Annotated in this window: 17 protein-coding genes; 15 read left to right on the top strand and 2 right to left on the bottom strand. The window is 41.8% G+C overall.

Annotated elements, in window-relative coordinates:
- Positions 1–53: 53 nt before the first annotated feature.
- Both NSS80_RS09290 and NSS80_RS09285 read right to left on the bottom strand, forming a co-directional pair.
- Positions 54–518, bottom strand: coding sequence for a phage tail protein (locus NSS80_RS09290; RefSeq protein WP_342498464.1), 465 nt, complete (start codon positions 516–518; stop codon positions 54–56).
- 21 nt (positions 519–539) lie between these two features.
- Entirely contained in the window at positions 540–1,019 is a 480-nt protein-coding gene (locus tag NSS80_RS09285) for a GyrI-like domain-containing protein (protein WP_342498463.1), read from the bottom strand.
- Between the two features lie 108 nt (positions 1,020–1,127).
- On the opposite strand from NSS80_RS09285, the gene NSS80_RS09280 reads away from it, so the two are divergent.
- From NSS80_RS09280 to NSS80_RS09210, 15 genes are all read left to right on the top strand, one after another.
- The gene (locus tag NSS80_RS09280) at positions 1,128–2,090 is read left to right on the top strand and encodes an HTH domain-containing protein (RefSeq protein ID WP_342498462.1); all 963 of its coding nucleotides are present in this window, start codon (positions 1,128–1,130) and stop codon (positions 2,088–2,090) included.
- An 89-nt stretch (positions 2,091–2,179) separates the two neighbouring features.
- Complete coding sequence (locus tag NSS80_RS09275) at positions 2,180–2,620, top strand: rhs-associated protein (protein WP_144496678.1); 441 nt, start codon at positions 2,180–2,182, stop codon at positions 2,618–2,620.
- A gap of 268 nt (positions 2,621–2,888) precedes the next feature.
- Complete coding sequence (locus tag NSS80_RS09270) at positions 2,889–4,961, top strand: BglG family transcription antiterminator (RefSeq protein WP_342498482.1); 2,073 nt, start codon at positions 2,889–2,891, stop codon at positions 4,959–4,961.
- 15 nt (positions 4,962–4,976) lie between these two features.
- Positions 4,977–5,243: a PTS sugar transporter subunit IIB gene (locus NSS80_RS09265; RefSeq protein WP_065214434.1), complete on the top strand. Its 267-nt coding sequence runs from the start codon at positions 4,977–4,979 to the stop codon at positions 5,241–5,243.
- Between the two features lie 25 nt (positions 5,244–5,268).
- A complete protein-coding gene (locus NSS80_RS09260; RefSeq protein ID WP_317222010.1) occupies positions 5,269–6,531 on the top strand; it encodes a PTS ascorbate transporter subunit IIC in 1,263 nt (420 codons plus the stop codon).
- A gap of 17 nt (positions 6,532–6,548) precedes the next feature.
- A complete protein-coding gene (gene alsE, locus NSS80_RS09255) occupies positions 6,549–7,241 on the top strand; it encodes a D-allulose 6-phosphate 3-epimerase (protein WP_317222011.1) in 693 nt (230 codons plus the stop codon).
- Between the two features lie 186 nt (positions 7,242–7,427).
- Entirely contained in the window at positions 7,428–8,468 is a 1,041-nt protein-coding gene (locus tag NSS80_RS09250; protein ID WP_254001715.1) for a LacI family DNA-binding transcriptional regulator, read from the top strand.
- A gap of 218 nt (positions 8,469–8,686) precedes the next feature.
- Positions 8,687–9,943 (top strand): ABC transporter substrate-binding protein, encoded by a 1,257-nt coding sequence (locus NSS80_RS09245; RefSeq protein ID WP_342498461.1) that lies wholly within the window; start codon positions 8,687–8,689, stop codon positions 9,941–9,943.
- Between the two features lie 30 nt (positions 9,944–9,973).
- On the top strand, positions 9,974–10,906 hold the full coding sequence (locus tag NSS80_RS09240) for a sugar ABC transporter permease (protein ID WP_041118130.1): 933 nt from the start codon (positions 9,974–9,976) through the stop codon (positions 10,904–10,906).
- Positions 10,906–11,736: a carbohydrate ABC transporter permease gene (locus NSS80_RS09235; protein WP_041117589.1), complete on the top strand. Its 831-nt coding sequence runs from the start codon at positions 10,906–10,908 to the stop codon at positions 11,734–11,736. The genes NSS80_RS09240 and NSS80_RS09235 overlap by 1 nt, the downstream gene beginning before the upstream one ends.
- Before the next feature lie 31 nt (positions 11,737–11,767).
- A complete protein-coding gene (locus NSS80_RS09230; protein WP_041117587.1) occupies positions 11,768–13,108 on the top strand; it encodes an alpha-glucosidase/alpha-galactosidase in 1,341 nt (446 codons plus the stop codon).
- 338 nt (positions 13,109–13,446) lie between these two features.
- The gene (locus NSS80_RS09225; protein WP_041117586.1) at positions 13,447–14,907 is read left to right on the top strand and encodes a CoA-acylating methylmalonate-semialdehyde dehydrogenase; all 1,461 of its coding nucleotides are present in this window, start codon (positions 13,447–13,449) and stop codon (positions 14,905–14,907) included.
- 220 nt (positions 14,908–15,127) lie between these two features.
- Positions 15,128–16,666, top strand: a complete 1,539-nt coding sequence (locus tag NSS80_RS09220; protein ID WP_046311295.1) for a glycoside hydrolase family 43 protein — start codon at positions 15,128–15,130, stop codon at positions 16,664–16,666.
- Positions 16,667–16,701: 35 nt separating this feature from the next.
- A complete protein-coding gene (locus NSS80_RS09215) occupies positions 16,702–17,967 on the top strand; it encodes a glucuronoxylanase (protein ID WP_046311292.1) in 1,266 nt (421 codons plus the stop codon).
- 140 nt (positions 17,968–18,107) lie between these two features.
- Positions 18,108–18,815: a response regulator transcription factor gene (locus tag NSS80_RS09210; protein ID WP_034283500.1), complete on the top strand. Its 708-nt coding sequence runs from the start codon at positions 18,108–18,110 to the stop codon at positions 18,813–18,815.

Below are 18,815 nucleotides of genomic sequence, written 5' to 3'. Positions count from 1 at the left end.
GAAGGGGGAAATAATTTTAATTTATTTGTTTCATCAGATTCACAAATTCGAGTTCAATATTCCCCTTTAATTTTAAAGAATGACCCACGAATCGTTCCAGCAAGTTTAGACTTCTGCCTAGCAAATTTAAATTTCCCTTCTAATTCCTTTGGTACTTCCATCCCTTCAGAAAGCTTAAAACCAACAGCGCGTTTTTTCGGGTCATCCAATGTATACAGGACGTTAATTGCAAGACCATCCTCATAAAAGACGTAGGTCCATTTGATATTTTCCACTTGAAAACTTGCCGTTTCTAAAGGTTTTGCTGCAAACTCTAGTTCACGTTCTTCTTTTAACACTCGGTTCACATAATCAAGGGTATCCTGACTTTCGCTGGCAGGTAATACTGTCAATTCATGCTTATATTTGTTCATAAAGTAACGAGCCTCATTCGCTCGTAAGCCAGCAAGTGCGTCTGCTACAGGTGAAGACTCTAAACCAATCGTAGACACATTTTTAAAATCAACGATATAGGCCATTTCTATCCCTCCATATCCTTCTTATTTTCGTACAACAGGAATCCACATCTCACCAAGTAATAAGCCGTTTCGCTGCCCCATCTCTACCACTGCATTTGGTCCACCAACATAGGCGAAATTCTTTGCTTCAGGCAAGACTTGACCAAATGCAGTGCCAGTAAGCGTTTGATGCAATTCATCAGCGGTTTTAGCTTCCCCTTTAACGATTAGATATTCCCCTTTAGGAAATTGAATCACTCTGTCCGCTTCTGGTAACGATTCCTCTGTCATGACCCCGACATAATGCATCAGCTTGTTATTTACCGCTTCGTTTACGATAAAAATATAGTCATTTGAGGCAATGGCTTTTAAGGTGTCAAGCTTACCTTCTTGTGTGACTGCTTGCCAAAAGTCTGCTTTTTCCTTCGTTATGCCCGCATAGTCTGTGTAATGACTCTTAAGTTCAGTTCCAATACCTAACACGTGAAAGCTGTCTTTTTGTTCTAGTATATAATCTGCCATATTCAACACTTCCTTTTGAAAAATTGATCAAATGTTTTTTCTTTTCACTTGATAAATATATAATAGGCTTAAACCATGTCAAAAAATGATACTGTTTAGGGGGATCAGATGAAAAAAGTTGAACGGATTAATACCATCATGCGGTATATTAACAACCGCGCCAACTTTACAATTTCTGAAATCATGAGAGAATTTCATATCTCTCGTTCGACAGCAATTAGAGACATCAGAGAAATTGAAGCTATAGGGATGCCGCTTGTCGCAGAAGTCGGAAGGGACGGGGGGTATTTTGTGATGAACAATTCCGTCCTGCCAACTGTTCGTTTTACCGATAATGAGATTAAAGCTCTTTTTATTGCCTTTATGGCCACAAGAAACCAACAACTCCCTTATTTGAAGAGTCGCCAGTCTTTAGCTGAAAAATTACTAGGACTCATCTCAGAAACCCAGCAAGATGACCTTGTTCTTTTAAATCGCCTCTTACTATTTGAAGGGACTAATCCGAATAATCCTGATCTGCTTGATTTGGCAGATCTCCCTCATCCCATGTTAGAAAAATTAATCCAACTGCTTATTTTGGATCGATATTTACTGATTACCATAAGAGAGGAGAACGTGATAAAGTCCTATCCTATTTACCTCTTGAATCTTTATCGTGAAAAAAGCCTGTGGCTGATTGAAGGCTTTGATTTAAAGGAGGAGAAGAAACGGATTTTGCCTGTCGACCATCTCACAGATGTAGAACCATGCTCTACAAATATTCGATTAAGCAGGAAAAAGATTTTAGAAAAACTAAGTAAACAGGAGGAAGTAATCAACCTTGTCCTTGAACTTGGTCCAAAGGCAATTGCACAGTTCAAAAAATACCATCCTTTCAAAATGTCAATTTCTTATACGAATCCTTACCAAACTACAGCCATTTTAAAGACTTTTATCGATGTTAATCATTCAGAAGAAATAACCGAAATAACAAATTGGCTATTTTTCCTAGGCGATGATATCAAGGTCAGGGAAATGCCTGTAGAAATCTTGGAAGGTTTACAAGAGAGACTCCTCCTATATTGTCCATAATCAATGCTGGTTAGACCTCACAGCGATTCCTATGAATTTTGACAAGAAGGTAGTTAAATAAATACATTTAGATAAAGGGGTTCATTTTATTGAATTCTTATGATGAAGATCTAATAAAGGATTTGGAATTAAAAGACCTACTTAAATATGTCAAAGTACATGAAAATCCAGAAATTTATTTAGATTTAATAGAACAAAAATTTGATTTTGCTGGTTCAAAAATAAATTGGTTACAAACCAATAAACACCATAGTAAGAGCTCAAATAATGAATCGTTACTTTCTGATGCTCTTCTATTTATAACTGAATTAAAAGTAAAATATTTAGCTAATGACTTACAAGTAATTTACATAGGGGATAACCTTACAGAGTTTGGGTACCAGTTTGAATTAAAACATTTAAAAGAGTTACTAGTCTATTTTTTAGATATCCCACAGCATCACTACTTTATATCATTAGAAGGGGATTGGTGTATCTGTCTTTCATTTGAAAACTATTTGGATTTCGGATTTAGTTTAAACAACAAATAATTTTGATCGTCACGTATAGGAAAAATAAAAGATGATAAGAAGTGAAAAAACCTTGAATGGCTTTATACCAATCAAGGTTTTTTGCTTTTATTGCTCCTTAAACACGTAAAAAAGACAAAGGACTCTTTGTATACAAGCCTTATAGTGTGTTTTTCTTATGAAAAGAGCACACAATCGCTGCACAGCACGTGCTGAAGACATTTGGGCTTCTTTGATGCATGTGAGTTGATTAGACTTATAACCAAAGGGAAGAAGGGAGGAATTCCAACTGTACTTAACCAAAAGGGGCACGACGTTACTATCTATGCTGCTTCATACGACATCTTATCTATCAATAGAAGATTTACAGAATCGAATGAATGTCTCGACTCGAACCGTTTACGCTGAAATCAAACGAATGAACAGCTGGCTGGAAACTCATCAGCTTAGTGGTGTGCAGCGAAAAGGCCAACTTGGCTATTATTTAAACCCTCATGAAAAAGAAGTCATTATTCAAAAAGCTGATACCATTCTTATTGGTCACGATTATGAACCATGTGTAAAGGAACGAAGAGCCATTTTGCTTTTATCCATTGCATGCAGCGAGCATTGCCTAAGAATTGATGATTTTATGAAGATGACAAAGGTGAGCCGAAATACATTGCTCGAGGATATGAAACAGCTAAAAGAAGCGCTTTTAAAGCAGGAGATCACACTCCGCTATCAATCAGCAAGCGGCTATGTCATATCAGGAGACGAAAGGGCCATTCGATTGGCACTCAAACCTTATATACATTTCATTCGCACCATGATAAAAAACGAAAAAACGTTTCCGTCGTTTTGGTTAAAGGGACCTATTTCATCCAAACGGGTACACCATCTCCTCCAGCAGTCAGAACAAGAACTTAAGCTTGAATTTGCAGATGAGATGCTGGAACAGCTCTCTTTGGATCTCTTTTTCTACTTCAAGCGGATGAAGCTGGGGCATGCTGTACACATTTCAAACGAAGAAAAGCGAACATTGCAGGAAACAGAGGAATGCTTGGCTGCTATTCGTTTCATGGCGCAGATTCAAAAAGAGGCCAGTCTCATTGTTCATGATGATGAGATCTATTTTCTTAGCACCTTATGGCTCAGTGCCAAAAAACAAAAACTTCCATCAATTAAAAAACCAGAAGAACATCTCATTCGCACCATCGCCAGACAAATGATACTTGACTTTCAGAGATATGCTTGTATTACCTTTCAAGAACCAAAAGCATTGGAGCAAAACTTAACAATGCATTTAATTCCAGCTTATTACAGGCTCATCTATCACATTGGTATCATCAATGAATTGACGGATTCTATAAAAAAGGCACAGCCAGAAGTGTTTGAAATCACTCAAAAAGTTGCTTGTCATTTAGAAAAGGCGGCCTGTTCAAAGTTGAGTGACCATGAAATTGCATATCTCGCCATGCATTTTGGCAGCTGGATGAGAAGAGAAGGAATTTCATCCATTGTCAGGCGTTCTGTATACATTGTCTGCGGAGAAGGAATCGGCACAAGTAACATGCTGAAAACTCAGCTTCTCGAATTAATCGGCTACATTGAAGTACGCGGACTGTTATCAAAGCGTGCATATGAAGAATTAACAGCCGTTGATGCAGATTTCGTTGTGTCCACAACACCTATTTCGTTTAAAGGAAAACCAGTTCATCTCGTTCATCCTATTTTAACTGCCTATGAGAAAAAAACATTACTTCAATACGGGAAAGGCTCAGAAACGAAGATTGAAGAGGGGCATGTAAACGCTTTATTCAACATCATTCAGCAGCATACCATCGTACAAAATAAACAAGCACTGCTTCATGATATTCGGGAGCTGCTTTATCCCACATATGTATCCTATCAGAAAGGGTGGAACCCAGTGTTAAATGATTTATTAACAGAACAAACCATCAAGCTCCACCAAACAGCAGACACATGGCAAGAGGCGATTACAAAAGCGGCGCAGCCTTTACTTGATCAACATGCTATTAAACCAAGTTATGTAGAAGCCATGATACAGTCTGTTCATCAAAATGGTCCTTATATTGTCATTGCACCACAAGTGGCCATTCCACATGCAAGGCCCGAGGACGGCGTGAACAAATTGAGCATGACACTCATGTCATTCAAACAGCCCATTTCGTTTTCAAAGGATGGAAAAAAGCAGGTGCGGCTCGTCATAGTGCTAGCGGCTATTGACAGCATGAGCCACCTGAAAGCACTCAAACAGCTGACCATGCTGTTAAGTGAAGAGAAACGGACGAAACAATTGATTGAAGCAGAAGAATTAGGATCTATTCAAGAACTAATTGATCAATTTTCACAAGTATAAAGGAGGAAAAAGAAAATGAGTAAAATTCTTGTTGTATGTGGAAACGGGTTAGGAAGCAGCTTTATTGTAGAAATGAATGTCAAAAAAGCATTAGAAGAATTAGGTCTTAAAGCTGAAGTGGATCATACCGATCTCAGTACAAGTAAAAATGAACAAGCAGACCTTTATATCGGAGCAGCTGATATTATTGACCAGCTGAATGACGGCACAAGAAATGTGGCTGGCTTAAACAATTTGTTAGACCAGGAAGCCATTAAAGACGTCCTTCGTCAACACATTTAAGTCATGAAAAAGGGGGATTCACATCATGATAGAACTGATTATGAACGATATATTGGGCACACCTGCCATTCTCATCGGTTTGTTTGCACTAGCCGGTTTACTTTTGCAGAAAAAATCAGCTGCAGACACTGTGTCAGGCACCTTGAAAACAACCATGGGTTTCTTAATATTAGGGGCTGGCGCTACAGTCGTCTCTGATTCACTCGGGGTTTTTCGAAAGATGTTCGAAGCAGCCTTTCACATTCAAGGGGTTGTCCCAAATACAGATGCTATGGCCGCCATTGCTCAAAAGGAATTCGGTACACAGACAGCACTTATCATGATTTTTGGTATGCTGGTCAATTTGTTACTCGCCAAATTCACACCCTTTAAATACGTCTTTTTGACTGGTCATCACACGTTGTATATGGCGGCTATGCTCGCCGTCGTTCTCTCGACAGCCGGAATGCACGGGTGGCTGCTCATCTCCTCTGGTTCAATGATATTAGGGGCAGCTATGGTCATTGCCCCTGCAATCCTTCAGCCGTTTACGAGGAAAGTCACCGGAAGCAATGATCTCGCGCTCGGACACTTCAGTACTTTCGGTTATTTTACTGCGGGAATGATCGGCAAATGGGTTGGTTCTCCAGAGAAATCAACGGAAACCATTCAAGTCCCTAAATCGCTCGGTTTTCTAAGAGATACCTCTGTTGCCATTTCGATTACGATGGCTTTGCTGTTCTTTGCGATTGCACCGTTTGCAGGAATTCCTTTTATAGAACAAATTAGCGGGGGCACGAACTTCGCTGTCTTCATTCTCATTCAGGCGATTACGTTTGCTGCTGGTGTGTACATTATTTTAGCAGGGGTACGGATGGCCATTGGTGAGATCGTGCCTGCTTTTAAAGGGATTGCCGATCGATTCGTGAAGGGGGCAAAGCCAGCACTTGATGCGCCAACCGTTTTTCCATTTGCACCTAATGCGGTCATTATCGGTTTTTTATGCAGCTTTGCAGGAGGCATCGTATCCATTTTTCTTTTACCTTTGTTTGGTTTAACTGTCATAGTCCCTGGTCTTGTCCCGCACTTTTTTTGCGGTGCTACAGCAGGAGTGTATGGCAATGCAACAGGAGGGGTTAGAGGTGCTGTCGCTGGGGCCTTTGTAAATGGATTGCTTCTTTCCTTTTTACCTGCTTGTTTATTACCTGTGTTAGGAACCCTTGGCTTTGAAGGGACAACGTTTGGAGATACAGACTTTGGTATCATCGGAATCTTGATTGGATTGATCAAGTTTTTATTTCAGCTGTAAAAAGGAGGAGCCTGAGAATGACAGCCGTTTTTTCACCTTCACTGATGTGCATGGATCTAACGCACTTCCGTGAACAAATCCATCTTCTCAACACAAGAGCAGACCGGTACCATGTCGACGTGATGGATGGGCATTATGTGAAGAATATGACGTTATCACCCTTTTTCATTGAACAGCTTCGGAAACTGACAAATTTACCGATTGATGTTCATCTAATGGCCGAACATCCGCAGGAATTTTTAATCGATGCATGTATTGATGCAGGCGCAACGATGATTTGTTTACACCCAGAAGTCGTGCAAAAAGATGCCTTTCGAATCATACGCCATATTCACCAAAGAAAATGTGAGGTTGGCTTTGTTCTAAATCCCGCCATACCTGTTGCAGCATTAGATTCCTTTATTCATTTAATAGACAGAGTGACGATCATGACGATCGATCCAGGCTTTGCCGGACAGCCTTTTATTAAAGAAATGCTTCAGAAAATTAAACAGGTGAAAGATATCAAAAAACACGAAGGATACTCGTTTTCAATTGAAGTAGACGGCTCTTGTAATGAGAGCACGTTCCGGCTGCTTGCTGAGGCTGGAAATGAGATCTACATCATCGGCACCTCAGGTTTATTTGGACTTCATAAAGAACTCGACACTGCTTGGGAAAGAATGAAGCAAATATTTGCAAAAGAAACAGCCTCAATCGAATCACGTTAGTAAAAGAGAGGATGAAAACCATCCTCTTTTTTTACGCAAATTTTACTAAAACACAATTCATTCACCAAAACTTACCCAAAAACAAAATAAAAATCAAAAATTCATAATTGAAAGCGCTTTATTTATGTGTTATCCTTCAAATATCTTTAGTAAATATTTAGTCAAATAACGATGAGGAGTTTGCCTATGACCACACTCAAAGATATTGCTCATGATGCAAAAGTGTCCGTTTCCACTGTATCCCGTGTGTTAAATGGCGATCAAACGCTTGCCGTTTCACACACAACGAGACAAAACATCCTCGACATTGCTAAGAAGTTAAACTATACCCCAGTGAGAGCAAGAAAAGCCGATCAAGCAGAAGAAAAAAGCCCATCTGAATCCCCAGTCATCGGTGTCGTTGTCGCTCAATCCATTGACGAAGAATTAAATGATCCCTTTTTTTCATCGATTCGAAAAGGAATTGAAAAAGAATATGCCAAACAAGGTCTGTCCACTCTCCATACCTTTCGCCTAAGAAGCATGGATAAAGGGGCGATGCTAAAGGATATTGACGGCTTGATCGTCATTGGACGAATCAGCCCGGATACGGTTGAAAAAATGACAAATCGAATGGAACACATTGTTTTTATCAATCATTATGCGGATGAAGATTTGTATGATTGTGTACATGTGGATTTTGTCAGAGCGGCAGATCGCGCCATTCGTCATCTGCAATCTCTCGGCTATACACATCTAGGCTATATTGGCGGGAAAGAGCGCGAGCATTATTTCGAAGGTAATGCTGTGATTGAGGACGAAAGACAAACGACGTTTATGAAAAGAATGCAGGAGGCGGGCGCTCTTCATATGGAAGACATCCACATTGGTGAATACTCCATGCAAGAAGGCTATACGCTTATGCAGCAAGCGATCAAAAAGGGAAAACTGCCACAAGCCTTTTTCATTGGAAGTGACTCTATGGCAATCGGCGCAATGCGAGCTCTGCATGAAGCCGGTCTACACGTGCCTTCAGATGTATCCATTGTTGGGTTTAATGACATTGAAGCCGCGTCATTTTCAAGCCCGCCGCTTACGACCGTCAAAGTATATACAGAAGAAATGGGGGAAGTCGGTCTGAAGCTTTTGCTTGAGAGAATAAACGGAAGAAAACTTCCTCTGAAAGTCGTCGTGCCAACAACACTCATCGAGCGAGGCAGTACATGTCTCATCCATGAAAGGGGGTGAACCATAGATTTCAGCTAACAAAAAAGAGACAAAAAAGCAGAAAGCAAGCTGCTTAGCATGATGGCCAGATCATGCTAAGAACAAGGCAGCCTGCCGCTATGCTCTCTTATCTCTTTGAAAAGAATAGAATTCCAGTATAATGGACTTCCTTTGTTTCCGCAACTGCATGAATTCTACCGATAATCGTCTGAATTTTCAGTGATCAAAAGGAGGAAACCATGAATAAAAAAATCATGCTGCTGACTGCAGCCATGTTCTTGACCATGATTTTGTCTGCTTGCGGTAATAACAGCTCATCTGAAGCAAATGGAAAGGTCACCTTGACGCTATTTTCAACGATGAGCAACAGCGGGGAAAGAAAAGCGTTTGAAGAAGTCATTCACGAGTTTGAGAAGAAGCATGAGCAGATTCGAATCGATGCTAATTTCCCAGGCAACAGCTATGAAGATATGATACGCGTCAAAATGGGAGCAAACGATATGCCAGACCTGTTTGATACACATGGCTGGGCCAAACTGCGCTATAGCGAGTATGTGGCTGATTTAAAAGAGATGGATTGGGTCAAACAGCTTGATCCTTCACTCGACCAAATTTTAAAAGACCAAGATGGGAAAGTGTACGCTTACCCGCTGAATCAAGCAAAAGACGGGCTTAGCTTTAATGCCAATCTATTAAAGGAATATGGCATAGAAGTCCCTAGAACACTTGATGAATTAAAATCTGCTTTGCTGACAGTGAAAGAAAAGAGCAAAGGAGATGTTGTGCCGCTCTGGATACCAGGAGGAGATAACTCAAATATTGCCCAAGTCTTTGATGAGCTGGCGACGCCTTTATTAATCACCGATCAAAAGCATCAATACGGAAAGGAACTTGAAAACGGATCATTTGATTGGTCTCTCTATACCCCGCTTGCACAATTCATGAAAGATCTGAAGGATCAAGACCTTTTAAACAAGGATGTCCTGACAGCGAAACTCTCTCAAGCGCCTGAACTCATGGCACAAAACAAAATCGCCTTCACCTTTGTCGGAGGATCCTTAGGACCTGAAGCAACAGAGCTGAATTCATCGATCAAAGTAGGCACGATGCCTGTTCCAGCCATTCATGAAGGAGATGAACAAAGCTGGATTGGCGGAGAACGTTTTACTGTTGCTGCTTGGAAAGACTCTAAGCATCTAAAAGAAGCAAAACAATTCATCGATTTTTTAGCAAAACCTGAAAACGCAAAAAAAATCGCCGAGGGCACATCCTCTGAAACAGCTCTAAAACAAGTGAAAGCGAAAAACTATTACTCTGCAATTTACGATCAATACGAACAGGTGAAGATTGAACCGTATTTCGATCGAAAATACTTACCAAGCGGAATGTGGGCGGTCATGGCAACAACGGGTCAAGAATTATTAGCAGGCTCCATCACACCAGAACAGTTATCAAAGAAAATGGAAGAGGAATATAAGCGTTTGAAAAAACAATAGCCGATGGATGCTGAAACAGGAGTGAAGCCAATGAATGACATCACAAAAGCAAAACAGCCCGCCGCATTCACCTCTTTACCAAAACAAAAGATACAAAAACGCCAGAATTCATCACTTTGGTGGATGTACATGCCAGCTGTTCTCGTCGTCAGTACCTTTATCATTTATCCTTTTTTAAACGGCATTCAGCTTTCTTTTACGAATTGGAACGGTTTCTCACAAACTTATCAATGGATTGGTCTTGAGCAATATGGGCGGCTGCTTCAGGATCAAGCGACATGGCTTGTTGTCAAAAACACGCTTCTCTATGGAATCGGGAGCACTGTCTTACAAAATATCATCGGACTTGGATATGCTCTTTTATTAAATCAAAGCTTAAAGATGAAAGCCATCACAAGAACGGTCATCTATTTACCTGTCATGATCAGCCCGATTGCGATGGGCTATATTTGGTATTTTGTGTTTGCTTACCAAGGCGGTGCCTTAAATGATGTGGTGACGCTTTTTGGATTTGATCAAATAAATGCGCTCGGCAACCCGCAATTCAACACATGGATCATTGTGCTTGTCAACACATATCAATTCGTCGGGATTGCGATGATCATTTATTTAGCAGGACTTCAAAGTATTCCTAAGGATTATTATGAAGCGGCTCAATTAGACGGCGCATCGAGCTTCCAGCAATTCAGGCGGATTACATTGCCGCTGCTTATGCCCTCAATCACCATTAATGTTGTACTGAATGTCATTGGCGGGCTCAAGCTCTTTGATGTCATTGTGGCACTCACGGGCGGCGGACCTGGAGATTCCTCGCAATCCATGTCGACCTTTATGTATGATCTGTATTTCAAACGTCAGGATGCAGGCTATGCAGCGACGCAAGGGGTATTCATGGCGGTCATCATCCTTGTCATTAGTGTCGCAGCGCTGATTTATTTCAAACGAAAGGAGACCGAGGTGTGATGGATAACGCCTATAAACGCAAGAAAAGATGGTACTCCGTCCTCGCACTATTGATCACATTGCTGCACCTCATTCCATTTTATATTTTGGTGACGACATCATTAAAGGGGATAGGAGATTTTAGTTCAAAATGGCTGTTTCCAAAAGCGCTGCATCTTGAAAACTTCCGCACAGCATGGACAGAGGCTCAGCTTGGCCAGTCCTTTTTGAATACAGTGATCATTACGTTCAGTTCCGCTGTATTGCTTATTATGTTTGGATCTCTTGCAGCCTATCCGCTCGCAAGAAGGAACACAAAGCTGAATAAAGCAGTCTATGTTTTATTTATTGCCATTATGGTCATTCCACCGCTTACAGCCCTTGTCCCGCTCTATAAAATGGTCGTTCAAATCGGGATGATGAACACCTATCAAATTGCTGTTTTAAATAATGTGGCTGCTTTTTTGCCGCTGACAATTTTCTTATACGCAGGCTTTATCCGGTCGACAATTCCAAAGGAGCTTGAAGAAGCTGCCCGTATTGATGGTGCAGGGACACTCAGAGTTTTTTTCACAGTCGTTTTTCCGCTTCTGAAGCCAATTACCGCTTCTGTATTAATTATTGCCTGCGTGTATATTTGGAACGACTATCAATTTGCTATCTTCTTTTTGCAAGATAAAGAGATGCATACACTCACAGTCGCCTTATCCCATTTTTTTGGTCAAAATCAGCATCAGCTTCAGCTCGTTGGGGCAGCTGCACTCATTGCGATGCTGCCAATGGTCACGATGTTTTTACTTTTGCAAAAATATTTTATCGCAGGGCTTTCACAAGGCTCTGTCAAAGGCTAGCCCAATATAGATGTAAAAAGGAGAGTCGTCTATGTCTAAAATTACATTTATCGGTGCAGGGAGTACCGTGTTTGCTAAAAATATATTAGGAGATTGTCTGTTTGTTCCCGCCCTTGCAGGCTTTGAATTCGCATTATATGATATCGACCACAACCGGCTGAAAGAATCAGAAACGATGCTCCGGCATTTAAAAGCAAATTACGGTGCAAATGTGACCATCCAGTCCTATCACAACCGGAAAGAAGCCTTAAAGGATGCGAAATATGTTATCAATGCCATCCAAGTTGGAGGCTACCGGCCAAGTACTGTCATTGATTTTGAAATACCAAAAAAATACGGATTAAGACAAACGATTGCGGATACGGTTGGGATCGGCGGCATCTTCCGCTCCCTTCGAACGATTCCTGTCATGCTGGAATTTGCAAAGGACATGGAAGAGGTTTGTCCAAATGCTTTATTGTTAAATTACACGAACCCAATGGCCACACTGACAGGTGCGATGCTGCGCTATACTCAGGTTCAAACGATTGGTCTCTGTCATAGTGTGCAAGTCTGTACAAAGGACCTATTTGAATCTCTTGAAATGGAACATGAAGGCATTGAAGAAAAAATTGCCGGCATTAACCATATGGCATGGTTATTAGAGGTAAAACGGGACGGAAAAGATTTGTATCCAGAAATCAAAAGACGAGCAAAAGAAAAACAGCAATCGAGGCATCATGATATGGTACGCTTTGAACTGATGGATAAATTCGGCTACTATGTCACAGAATCCTCAGAGCACAATGCCGAATACCATCCATATTTCATCAAATCACGGTACCCAGAACTAATCGGTCAGTTTAACATTCCGCTCGATGAATACCTGAGACGCTGCGAGGAACAAATCAACAATTGGAATACAATGAAGCATGATCTAGTGGGGAACACACAGATCACACATACCCGCTCTAAAGAATATGGTTCACGTATCATTGAAGCGATCGAAACGAACGTTCCCTTTAAATTTGCCGGGAATGTGCTGAACACAGGCGGGCTCATTCACAACCTGCCTGAAAAAGCGTGTGTCGAAGTGCCGTGTGTTGCAGACCGGAGCGGTATCATGCCATGCTATGTCGGAGAAATACCTGAACAATTGGCTGGACTCAATCGAACCAATATCAGCTCACAACTGATGACAATTGAAGCAGCAATCAGCGGGAAAAAAGAACACATTTATCAAGCGGCATTACTAGATCCACACACAAGTGCTGAACTGTCGATTGATGACATCATCAAATTATGCGATGAACTCATTGAAGAACATGGTGAGATGCTCTCGCATTTTGCAGATCCGAATCAATATGCCGCATCAACCAACTTACAGAAATAAACCAGCCTCTACCTGATGCAATGCGCATCAGGTTTTTTTATGCTGCAAATAGAGGATTGACTGAAAGCGTTTTTAATATTATGATTTTTCTAAAGTTAATCAAAAGTTAATCAATAATAAACCATGAATGAATCACATTCCGGAATCATTTCTCACAAACAAATGGCTGGGCGGCAACCTTTCACACGTTAGAGCAAGCTTTTATCACAACGTAAACCAAAACAACAATAATATTTGACAAAGAGTGTATACAGATGGACGCCCATTAGATGAGACAATGACAACTAAACACATCCTATAAGCATGACACATTTTTTCATAAAAAGGAGAGAGGGAACATGACCAAAACAGATGTACAAATGTTGAAAAATTATATTGGCGGACAATGGATTGAGGCAGAAACTAGTCAAACAGAGGAAGTATATAACCCAGCTACTGGCGAGATCATCGCAGAAGTGCCGCTTTCAACAAAAAAAGATGTCGAACATGCGGTACAGGCAGCACAAGAAGCATTTGCCACTTGGTCGAAAACTCCCGTTCCCCGCCGTGCACGCATTTTATTTAAATACCAACAGTTACTCGTTGACAAATGGGATGAGCTGGCTGAACTCGTAACGATTGAAAACGGAAAAAGCATCACAGAAGCAAAAGGAGAAGTGCAGCGCGGAATTGAATGTGTCGAATTTGCCGCTGGTGCACCAACCTTAATGATGGGAAAACAATTACCAGATATCGCATCTGGACTCGAATCTGGCATGTACCGCTATCCAATTGGCGTCATCGGCGGAATTACACCATTTAACTTTCCGATGATGGTTCCTTGCTGGATGTTCCCGCTTGCCATTGCCTGCGGAAATACGTTTGTTTTAAAACCTTCAGAGCGCACGCCGATTCTTGCCGCACGATTAGCCGAATTATTTGAAGAAGCTGGTCTTCCAAAAGGGGTTCTCAACATTGTCAATGGAGCTCATGATGTCGTCAATGGTCTGCTTGAACACCAAAAGGTCAAAGCCATTTCATTTGTCGGCTCTCAGCCAGTTGCAGAATACGTCTATAAAAAAGGCACAGAGCATGGCAAACGTGTCCAAGCACTTGCAGGAGCAAAAAATCACTCCATTGTCCTCAAAGATGCAGATTTAGACGCGGTAACGAAACAAATCATTGGTGCTGCCTTTGGATCAGCAGGAGAGCGCTGCATGGCCGCGGCCGTTGTCGCAGTGGAAGAAGAAGTGGCAGATGATCTCATTCAAAAATTAGTTGATGAATCGAATAAGCTTGTCATTGGAAACGGAATAAATGAAGAGGTCTTTCTTGGTCCAGTCATTCGAGAGGAACATAAGGAGCGAACGCTTCAATACATTCAGTCAGGGATTGAAGAAGGCGCAAGTCTCATTAGAGATGGCAGGAAAGATCACGAAACAAATGGAAAAGGGTATTTCGTTGGACCAACGATCTTTGACCATGTGACAAATCAAATGAAAATTTGGCAGGACGAGATTTTCGCCCCAGTCTTATCAATAGTTCGTGTCTCTTCACTGACAGAAGCGATCGACCTGTCTAATCAATCAAAATTTGCGAACGGTGCCTGCCTGTACACAGACAGTGCATCAAGCATCAGAGAATTTCGCGAAAATATTGAAGCAGGGATGCTCGGCATCAATATCGGTGTTCCCGCACCAATGGCATTTTTCCCGTTTTCCGGCTGGAAGGATTCATTCTACGGGGATTTGCACGCCAATGGAACAGACGGAGTGGAGTTTTACACAAGAAAGAAGATGGTGACCGCTCGTTATATGTGATCAACACTCATCAATTAACTTAGAAAATGCAGTTCCAAAAGGAGAACTGCATTTTTTGTTGTCTTCTAGTCAAAAAGTAAGGGTTTTCATCATGATTACAGCAAGGATTTGCACTAGAAATCATTCTTTCTATTCATTCTTCATCAGTATCTATCAACATATTTTGAAATTGGGCCTAAACCCCAATATTAGGAAGATGAAAACAGGAGGAAATGAAACGATGAGGACGAGGATGAAGTGCGGCGTTGGTTTATTGATTTTTGCTTTGGTACTGAGTTGTTTACCGGTATATGATGCGAGTGCGGCAAGCACAACAATTGCAAAACGTGTAGGAAATGCAAACCCGCTCATAGACCACCACTTGGGCGCTGATCCGTTTGCGCTCACCTATAACGGAAGAGTGTACATTTATATGTCGAGTGATGACTATGAATATCACAGCAACGGTACGATTAAAGATAATTCTTTTGCCAATTTGAATAGGGTCTTCGTCATCTCTTCAGCAGATATGGTGAACTGGACAGATCATGGCGCGATTCCAGTAGCCGGTGCAAATGGGGCAAATGGCGGCAAAGGGATTGCTAAATGGGCAGGTGCTTCCTGGGCTCCATCAGCGGCGGTGAAAAAAATCAATGGGAAAGATAAATTTTTCCTTTATTTTGCGAACAGCGGCGGAGGGATTGGTGTTCTGACAGCAGATTCCCCAATCGGTCCATGGACAGATCCTATCGGAAAAGCGCTTGTCACGCCAAATACACCAGGAATGTCCGGGGTTGTATGGCTGTTTGATCCAGCCGTTTTTGTAGATGATGACGGCACTGGTTATTTATATGCCGGTGGAGGCGTACCAGGCGGTTCTAATCCAACGCAGGGACAATGGGCCAATCCTAAAACAGCAAGAGTCTTAAAACTAGGGCCTGATATGACAAGTGTTGCCAGTAGCGCCTCGACCATTGATGCTCCATTTATGTTTGAAGACTCAGGGATGCATAAGTATAACGGAACCTATTACTATTCCTATTGCATCAACTTTGGCGGCTCCCACCCAGCAGATAAACCACCTGGTGAGATCGGTTATATGACGAGCTCAAGTCCGATGGGTCCATTTACGTATAGAGGGCATTTCCTGAAAAATCCGGGTGCATTTTTTGGCGGAGGCGGTAACAACCATCATGCGGTGTTCAATTTTAAAAACGAGTGGTATGTCGTGTATCATACCCAAACGGTCAGCTCTGCTTTATACGGGGCAGGAAAAGGCTACAGATCTCCGCATATTAATAAGCTTGTGCATAATGCTGACGGCTCCCTTCGAGAGGTTGCAGCCAATTTTGAAGGGGTCAAACAGCTTTCCAACCTGAATCCTTATCAGCGGGTAGAAGCTGAAACATTTGCATGGAATGGACGCATTTTGACAGAGGCCTCTTCAGCTCCAGGCGGACCGGTCAATAACCAGCATGTCACAAACATTCAAAACGGAGATTGGGTGGCTGCCAGTAACGTCGATTTCGGATCAAACGGCGCAAGAACATTTAAAGCGAATGTAGCATCAAATACAGGCGGAAAAATAGAAGTACGCCTCGGAAGCCCTGACGGCAGACTCGTCGGAACATTAAATGTCCCTTCCACAGGCGGAACAAACAATTGGCGAGAAGTAGAAACGACAGTAAACGGAGCAGCTGGCGTGCACAACGTATTTTTTGTCTTTACTGGAACAGGTGCAAACCTATTTCAGTTTGATTCCTGGCGGTTTACTCAATAACAAAGGATGAGAAAATGATAGGAGAGTGGAAAAATTTGATGTCAATGATCAAAAAAACAATCTGTACTTTATTGATCTGCTTCACCATGCTGTCTGTCATGTTCATCGGACCTGGCGCAACTGAAGTTTCAGCAGCAGATGCCAATATTAATATCAATGCAGAAAGACAAGTGATTCGCGGCTTTGGCGGAATGAACCATCCGGCTTGGATTGGTGATTTGACCGCACCTCAAAGGGAAACCGCCTTTGGCAATGGGCAGAATCAGTTAGGGTTTTCCATTCTAAGAATTTTTGTAGATGAGAACAGAAATAATTGGCACAGAGAGGTCGCCACAGCCAAAAGAGCAATAGAGCATGGAGCTTTAGTGATCGCTTCACCTTGGAATCCTCCAAGCCATATGGTCGAGACTTTCAACCGTAATGGTACAACTGCAAAGCGGCTGAGATACAATCAATACGCTGCATATGCTCAGCATCTGAACGATTTTGTGACGTATATGAAAAATAATGGCGTCAATCTCTATGCGATATCAGTACAAAACGAGCCTGATTATGCACATGAATGGACATGGTGGACTCCTCAGGAAATCCTGCGTTTCATGAGAGAAAATGCCGGCTCCATTAATGCCCGCGTGATTGCGCCAGAATCCTTTCAATACCTTAAAAATATATCAGATCCTATCTTAAATGATCCGCAAGCGCTTAGAAATATGGACATTCTCGGAGCCCATTTGTACGGAACCCAAATCAGCCAGCTTCCATATCCTCTTTTCAAACAAAAAGGAGGGGGGAAGGAGCTTTGGATGACAGAGGTCTACTACCCGAATAGCGATAACAATTCAGCGGACCGCTGGCCTGAGGCATTAGGGGTTTCAGAGCATATTCACCATTCGATGGTAGAAGGGGACTTTCAGGCATATGTTTGGTGGTACATCCGCAGATCCTACGGCCCTATGAAGGAAGATGGCCTGATCAGTAAACGCGGTTACAACATGGCGCATTTCTCCAAGTTTGTACGCCCAGGATACGTCAGAATTGATGCAACGAAAAGTCCTGAACCAAATGTTTTCGTATCTGCCTACAAAGGAAACAATCAGGTTGTCATTGTCGCGATTAACAAAAACAATACAGGAGTCAATCAGCACTTTGTAATGCAAAATGGAACTGCTTCGCAAGCATCAAGATGGATTACAAGCAGCAACAGCAACCTTCAGCCCGGTACAGACTTAAATATATCAGGTAATCAATTTTGGGCTCATCTCCCGGCTCAAAGTGTGACAACATTTGTAGTCAAACGCTAGAATCAATTGAATCACCAAAAGCCAATTTTCTCATTTCAAAAGAAAATTGGCTTTTTTTATGCAAATAGGAAGTTGATTTTTTCACTATGTTCTTACATTGGGTATAATAATGGCAATGACTTCAGGAGAGTGATCAATGTATGCCAAAGCATCAAAGCAAAGTATTAATGATCGATGATGAAAAAGAAATTTTGGAATTAATCAACACAGTATTAACAAGAGAAGGCATTGATCGCGTTATAACAGCTTCAACTGCCCGTGATGGGCTCACGAAATTCCACCAAGAACAGCCTGATCTTGTCATACTTGATATTATGCTGCCAGACGGTGAAGGCTATGATATTTGCAGACAAATTAGAGAGACCTCCCATGTTCCGATTATCTTTTTATCAGCAAAGGGAGAGGAAACAGACAAAATTGTAGGTCTTGCCATCGGCGGGGATGACTACATTACAAAACCGTTCAGTCCAAAGGAAGTCGCCTACCGGGTGAAAGCGCAGCTAAGACGGCTCTCATACTTGCAGTCATCTCAAGCGGATCCCGTCATCAAAAAAGGGCCGTTTGAGTTAAACGAGCAGCAAGCAGAACTGAAGAAAAATGGCGCGGTCATTGAGCTCACTCCGAAAGAGCTTCTGCTGATGACCTACTTCTTGCAGCACCCGAACCGCATCATCAGTAAAGAAACGCTTTATCAAACTGTTTGGGGGGAAGACTTCTTCGGTTCTGACAATACGGTGATGGTTCATATCCGAAGACTTCGGGAAAAAATAGAAAATTCCCCGTCCACACCAGAGTTTCTCGTCACAGTCAAAGGGCTTGGCTATAAATTTGTTGTAAAGGATGCGTAA

It is taken from the genome of Bacillus sp. FSL M8-0350, from assembly GCF_038593345.1.
GTDB classification, from domain to species: Bacteria; Bacillota; Bacilli; order Bacillales; family Bacillaceae; genus Bacillus; species Bacillus safensis.
Note: the sequence above shows the minus strand (reverse complement) of the source record. Positions and strands in the feature narration are given on the sequence as shown.